General features: G+C 57.4%; 5 protein-coding genes and 3 tRNA genes. 7 read left to right on the top strand and 1 reads right to left on the bottom strand.

Annotation, left to right across the window (positions count from 1 at the left end; all coding sequences use genetic code 11):
• Positions 1–187: 187 nt before the first annotated feature.
• The 6 genes from B3Y70_RS09860 to B3Y70_RS09835 all read left to right on the top strand — a co-directional run bounded on the left by B3Y70_RS09860 (position 188) and on the right by B3Y70_RS09835 (position 2896).
• Positions 188–1147, top strand: coding sequence for a hypothetical protein (locus B3Y70_RS09860; protein ID WP_222179963.1), 960 nt, complete (start codon positions 188–190; stop codon positions 1145–1147).
• 117 nt (positions 1148–1264) lie between these two features.
• Positions 1265–2122, top strand: coding sequence for a DUF2846 domain-containing protein (locus tag B3Y70_RS09855; RefSeq protein WP_222179964.1), 858 nt, complete (start codon positions 1265–1267; stop codon positions 2120–2122).
• A 45-nt stretch (positions 2123–2167) separates the two neighbouring features.
• A complete protein-coding gene (locus B3Y70_RS09850) occupies positions 2168–2437 on the top strand; it encodes a hypothetical protein (protein ID WP_121206871.1) in 270 nt (89 codons plus the stop codon).
• Positions 2438–2616: 179 nt separating this feature from the next.
• Positions 2617–2692 (top strand) — tRNA-Val (locus B3Y70_RS09845).
• Between the two features lie 42 nt (positions 2693–2734).
• A tRNA-Asp gene (locus tag B3Y70_RS09840) sits at positions 2735–2811 on the top strand.
• Positions 2812–2820: 9 nt separating this feature from the next.
• Positions 2821–2896: transfer RNA gene (locus B3Y70_RS09835), tRNA-Val, on the top strand.
• Positions 2897–3027: 131 nt separating this feature from the next.
• Here B3Y70_RS09835 and B3Y70_RS09830 read toward each other — a convergent pair.
• Positions 3028–4434 carry a 3-oxoacyl-ACP reductase gene (locus tag B3Y70_RS09830; RefSeq protein WP_222179965.1) on the bottom strand — a complete coding sequence of 469 codons (1407 nt, stop codon included), beginning with the start codon at positions 4432–4434 and terminating at the stop codon, positions 3028–3030.
• 191 nt (positions 4435–4625) lie between these two features.
• On the opposite strand from B3Y70_RS09830, the gene B3Y70_RS09825 reads away from it, so the two are divergent.
• Complete coding sequence (locus tag B3Y70_RS09825) at positions 4626–5942, top strand: acetyl-CoA C-acetyltransferase (RefSeq protein WP_222179966.1); 1317 nt, start codon at positions 4626–4628, stop codon at positions 5940–5942.
• The last annotated feature ends 171 nt before the right edge of the window (positions 5943–6113 follow it).

Genomic DNA, 6113 nt, shown 5'->3' with positions numbered 1-6113 from the left:
TAAGCAACAGTCCTGTGATAATTGAAAAGCCGGCCATTGTATGTTCTGGCCAGTTGCCGTGCAACACGGCAAGCCCGGGCGTCCGGGTGCCGGAGCGCTTTCTTTAAAAGCCTTCATTTTAACCTGTCCGTAACTGCAGGTATTATCGTCGGTTATACAATTAAACCATCCATTTCCAGGAGCTGTAATGGAACCCATCCGCCCGGACGAAGATGAGCTGAGAGCAGAACCCCCGATCGGCGCCGGGGAAGCGCGAACCCCTCGTGCCAGTAAAGAGCGTGAGGCCGGGCGTGGGGCTCCCAAAGCCAGGCCGCCAGGTGCAGTTGCGGGCTCTGGCGGAGGCGGTGGTCGTGGTGGACGAGTTCTTGTCTGGGGAGCGATTTTCGGGCTTGCGGTGGCTGCTGGCGCAGGGTGGTATAGCCAGAGTCAGCGCATCGCGGCGCTGGAGAGTCAACTGGAAGAGGCGGATTACTGGGCGCGGCAAAGTAAGCTGGCACTGGCCCGTTTTGAGGGCGAGCTTTCCGAAACCGGGGAATCCTTGCAGGAGCGGGGTGCCTCTCTGGAGGAAAAGATAGCGGCCAATGCGGAAAAGGTTGAGACCGCCAACAGTGAAATCCGCAAGCTCTGGGTGGTTGCTAATGAGCGCAACCGGAAACAGCTTGAGGAGCATGGTCAGCGGCTCTCGGTGCTGGATCAGAATCTGGCCGAGACCGGCAAATCGGTGTCAGATCTGGAAACCACGCTCGAGCAGGTTCGTACCACGTTTGCTGGAGATATCGCCCAACTGAGCCAGAAGCTGGAGACGTCTGTGGCTGCGCTGGAGCAGGCAAATAGTGAGGCGACGTCGCAACTGACCAGGCTGAGTCAGCAGATCGGTGATATCGATCAGGTGGTAGAGAGCCGTATCCGCCGGTTTGAGCAGGAGCAGAAACTGGGTATCGATGGTATTGAAAGCCGGCTGTCCTCCGTCGAGGCTCGAACGGACGGCCTCGCAGGAGCCGGTGATGTTCGGGCGCTGCGGAATCGACTGGCAGAACTGGCCCGGACCGTGGAATCCATCGATGCTTCCCGTGCCCAACTTACCTCACGCCTCGTGCGCCTGTCGGAGGAGGTCAATCAGCTCAGGGCGTCGAACTCAGGGCAGTAACGGTTGCCGGGGGTGAATGTAACGGTTTGTATTCATCCCTTGCGGTAGCTCTCATTTCTTGTGGTGGCCAGTTGTTATGATCGTCCCTACTCGATAAGGGATGAAGAGTGCATAACAATGAAAATCCGAGTGCCTTTCGTTAAAAGTGCCGCCGTTGTGGCATGCTTTCTGGTGTTGTCTGGCTGCACCGTTTATCAGTCTATCGGCAAGAGTGTGGGTGGCTTTCTGCATCCGGTGTCGGGCCATGATTTCGTGCATATCGACACCGATCAGTGGGACCAGAGCAATGCCTTGTTGTATTTCTACCGTACCCACTCCCAATGGGCGGCGGATGAGATCGAGTCTCCCAGCGTATATATTGACGACAAGCACTATTTCAACATCCGCAATAACAGCTTTACCTGGCTGGAAGTGAGCCCCGGTGAACGGCACATCGCCATGCGTCGGCCTTTGCTTGGGCTTGAAGGCCTGAACTCCTTCAGTTTGAGCCTGATTGCGGATGCCACTCTGAAGGTGGAGCCTGGCAAGATCTACTACCTGAGATACAACGAACTGGAGGAGCCCTCGCGTCCTCATCCGGACCTGGACCCGGAGCACCCGCTGGCCTCCGGCGAGCTGCAGCTGGTTACCCGTGAATACGCCATGCAGTCGGACGAAATTGTGTCCACCCTGTTCCTGAACAGCGATCTACTGGCGCCGAACCATGCCGCAACGTCGATTGTAGAAGTTAACGAAGATACCGACTACGAGAAGCGGAAGCTGGCTCTTGAGCAGGAGCGCGAGCTGGAGATTGAGCGCCTGCAGCAGCAGGGTAAATATGAGGAGACCTCCTGGTTCTGGCCATTCGGGGGTGGGCCAACGGTGCCGCTGGAAGCCGATCGCAAGCTGAAGGCGCTGGAGCAGGACTATGCCCAACTGGAACTTGAGCGCGAGCGCAGGGAAGAGGCGGAATCGGGAGGCTGGTGGATCTTCTAGGCAATGTCTACACTGGGGATGGTGTAGTGAAGAGAGATAAAAACAATGTCCTTCAAAGATACGTTCCGGCTGCGTATTGACAGGCTGGCCGGGCAGGTTGGTCCGTTGCTTGAGGAGTCCTGGCGGGAGGCTCGGCAACGCCTTGATGACCTTAACCAGGCGCTTGCCAGTCAGGCGGTGCCTGGCGAGCGCCGGGCGCGAGTGAGTGAGCTGGCTCTGAAGCGAAAGGGACAGCAGGCAGGCCAGAAGTCTGCGGAAATACGGCCCTTCCCTGAACAGGGTAAAACAGTACAACGTTCTGATTTTGATCAATAAATGTTCGCCTGAGAGCGTCTCGGAAAAAAGTTTAGCAATTTTCGGAAAAACATTTGACACAGTGAGCGAAATGCTTAAAATGCGCGTCTCACTTGGTTGAGACAGCAACGCTGACTCAGCAAGCGCCAGGCGCAGCAAGTGACTGTTTTGAGCCTGAAAAAGAGTAAGGCAGCGAAAGTGGGTGGTTAGCTCAGCTGGGAGAGCATCGCCCTTACAAGGCGAGGGTCGCAGGTTCGATCCCTGCACCACCCACCACTTTCAAAACAGAGTTCAGATTCGGCAATGCTGAATCGATGCGGAGCGGTAGTTCAGTTGGTTAGAATACCGGCCTGTCACGCCGGGGGTCGCGGGTTCGAGTCCCGTCCGCTCCGCCACCTTACCCTGGGTGGTTAGCTCAGCTGGGAGAGCATCGCCCTTACAAGGCGAGGGTCGCAGGTTCGATCCCTGCACCACCCACCAGATTCTAAAAAGCAGACCAATCTGGTCTGCTTTTTTTATTCCCTCAGAAAACGCCAAGCTCCTTTGGTGAGCCGCAAAAAGGCCGGGCAGGGTTACCCTGACCGGCCTCTTCCTGTAGTGCCTTTTCTGAATTACTTGCCGATCAGGGATTGGCCACATACCCGAACCACGTTCCCGTTCACGCCCGCAGACGCTGGGTTGCAGTACCAGGCGATAGCCTCGGCCACATCAACCGGTTGCCCGCCCTGAGACAGGCTGTTCATGCGTCGACCGGCCTCACGGATGGTAAACGGCATGGCGGCGGTCATCTGGGTCTCAATAAAGCCCGGGGCAATGGCATTGATGGTGATGCCGTTCTTCAGATGACGGGCCATGGCTTCGACATAGCCGATCACGCCGCTTTTGGCGCAGGAGTAGTTGGTCTGGCCGAAATTGCCTGCGATGCCGCTGATCGAAGAAATGCAGACGATGCGGCCGTTTTCCCGCATCAGTTTGCGCTCAGACAGTTCCTCGTCAATCAGCTCTTCTGCAGTCAGGTTGACGGCAATGGTCATATCCCAGAAATGTTCGGGCATGTTGCCTAGGGTTTTGTCTCTGGTGATGCCGGCGTTGTGGATGACGAAGTCGACACCGCCGGTTTCCTTTTCGATAAAGTCTGCGATCAGCTTTGGCGCCTTTTCATCGGTGATGTCGCAGGCGAGCGCCTTGCCTTTCAGAGCGCCGGTTACTTTCTGCAATTCCTCGAGTGCCGGCGGAATGTCGAGCCCGATGACGGTTGCCCCATCTCTGGCCAGGGTTTCAGCAATGGCGGCACCAATGCCTCGGGATGCGCCGGTCACCAGGGCCACTTTGCCTGCCAATGGTGCGACCGGATTGGTGGCTTTGGCTTCGTCGGCTTTGCCAATGCGGACCACCTGCCCGGAGACGTAGGCTGAGCGTGGCGACAGGAAGAACCGAACCGAGGAATCCAGCTGGTTTTCGGCATTGGGTGCTATCCAGACCAGGTTCGCGGTAGCGCCCTTTTTGCCGATCTCTTTGCCAACGGCTCGTACGAAGCCTTCCAGTGCCTGTTGTGCAGCGGCCTGGGGCGCCTTGCGGCAGGTGTGCGGGTCCTGGCCAATCACCAGAACCCGGCCATTCGTCGCCAGTTTCCGGATAGTGGGGTGGAAAAAGTCATACAGGGCGCGCAATTCATCCGGTTTCTGCAGGCCGGACGCATCGAAAATCAGTGCCGAGAACTTGCCGGAGACCTCGCCGGTGATATCCAGTGCCTGAGCCTTGTTGCTTGTCTTGGCCGATTCGGCCAGGGTTTCCGGCCCGGTGGCGTGGTGCAGGGTGGCCGGGCTGGCGCCAACAATGCTGCCAAGGGTGGCGATGGCGCGGGCACCATTGCCGGCTCCAATGAGGACGTCGCCCTCAATAAAAGGCTGATCCACTCGCTTGAGGCGTTTCAGCGGGGCCGGTGACGGCAAGCCAAGAGACTGGGCGGCGGTTTTTCCCACCGGGGTATTCACGAGTTTGAGGTAGAGGTCAGACATGTTTTCTTCCTTGTGCATCTGGTTGATTGCAAATTAGCCTAAAGGGTAAGGAATCTTCCAGCTATTGTATTGACTGAACGCAGGTTGTGCGTTGTCAGAGTTGCCAATGAGAGACTGCCGTCAGGCGCTAGACTCATCAACAGTATCGGTGAACCGAAACAGAATCATCTGACTCACAAGGAAACACAGCGATGGCACAGGCAAAGAAAACCTCAGCACCCGTGAAAGGGGCAAGCCAGGGCATTCGACGGGTTGCCGTTATTGGCGGTAACCGTATTCCGTTTGCCCGCTCCAATACTGCCTACAGCAAGATCAGTAACCAGGAATTGTTGACTTCGGCGCTTCGTGGGCTGGTGGATCGCTTTAATCTGGACGGCATGAAAATGGGCGAAGTGGTCGCGGGCGCCGTGATCAAGCATTCCAGGGACTTCAACCTGACTCGTGAATCGGTTCTCAGCTGTGGTCTGGCACCTGAAACACCGGCCTACGATATCCAGCAAGCCTGCGGAACCGGCCTGGAAGCCGCGATTCTGGTGGCGAACAAAATCGCGTTGGGGCAGATCGAGTGCGGCATTGCCGGCGGCACCGATACCACGTCTGATGCGCCGATCGGGGTGGGCGAAGGGCTCCGGGAAATCCTGCTGGACCTCAACCGTGCCAAGACCACCAAGGAGCGCCTGAAAATTCTTGGCCGTTTCCGGCCGAGCCATCTGGTGCCGGAGATTCCGGAGAACGGCGAGCCCCGTACAGGCATGTCCATGGGGGACCATTGCCAGGTGACTGCCAAAGAATGGAGCATCGCCCGTGAAGATCAGGATCGCCTGGCCTGGGAGAGTCATCAGAAGCTGGCAAAGGCCTACGAGGAGGGCTTTTTCGACGATCTGATGACTCCCATGGCCGGTCTCGATAAAGATAATATCCTGCGTCCGGACACCACGCTGGAAAAACTGGCCACCCTCAAGCCCTGTTTTGATCGGGAAAACGGCACCATGACTGCAGCCAACAGCACGGCGCTCACCGATGGCGCGTCGGCAGTGCTGTTGGCCAGCGAAGAGTGGGCAAAGGCCCATAACATGGATGTCAAAGCCTGGCTGACCTTCTCCGAAGTGGCTGCTGTGGATTTCGTCGACAAGAAAGAGGGCTTGCTGATGGCGCCAGCCTATGCCGTACCCCGGATGCTGGAAAGGGCCGGCCTGACCCTTCAGGATTTCGACTTCTATGAGATTCACGAGGCATTTGCGGCACAGGTTTTATCTACCCTGAAAGCCTGGGAAGATCCGGGATTCTGCAGGGAGCGCCTGGGGCTGGACAAACCATTGGGCACCATTGATCGCGACAAGCTGAACGTGAAGGGTTCGAGTCTGGCCACGGGGCATCCGTTTGCCGCGACCGGAGGCCGTATTGTCGCCACGCTGGCCAAGCTGCTGGAGCAGAAAGGTAGTGGTCGTGGCCTGATCTCCATCTGCGCTGCTGGCGGCCAGGGCGTGACGGCAATTCTGGAACGCTGATCCGGGCGGGATAGGTAATAACCGAAATCCTCTTTGACAGCTGGCGGTCAGAGCTATAGTATTCGCGCCACGTTGATCGGGCCTCTACCTGATTGATAAAAAGTTTGATGCGGGATGGAGCAGTCTGGTAGCTCGTCGGGCTCATAACCCGAAGGTCGTTGGTTCAAATCC

Source organism: Marinobacter sp. UBA5687 (assembly GCF_002420325.1).
Lineage (GTDB): Bacteria > Pseudomonadota > Gammaproteobacteria > Pseudomonadales > Oleiphilaceae > Marinobacter > Marinobacter nauticus.
The sequence above is the reverse complement of the archived record's forward strand: the minus strand, read 5'-3'. Positions and strand labels throughout refer to the sequence as shown.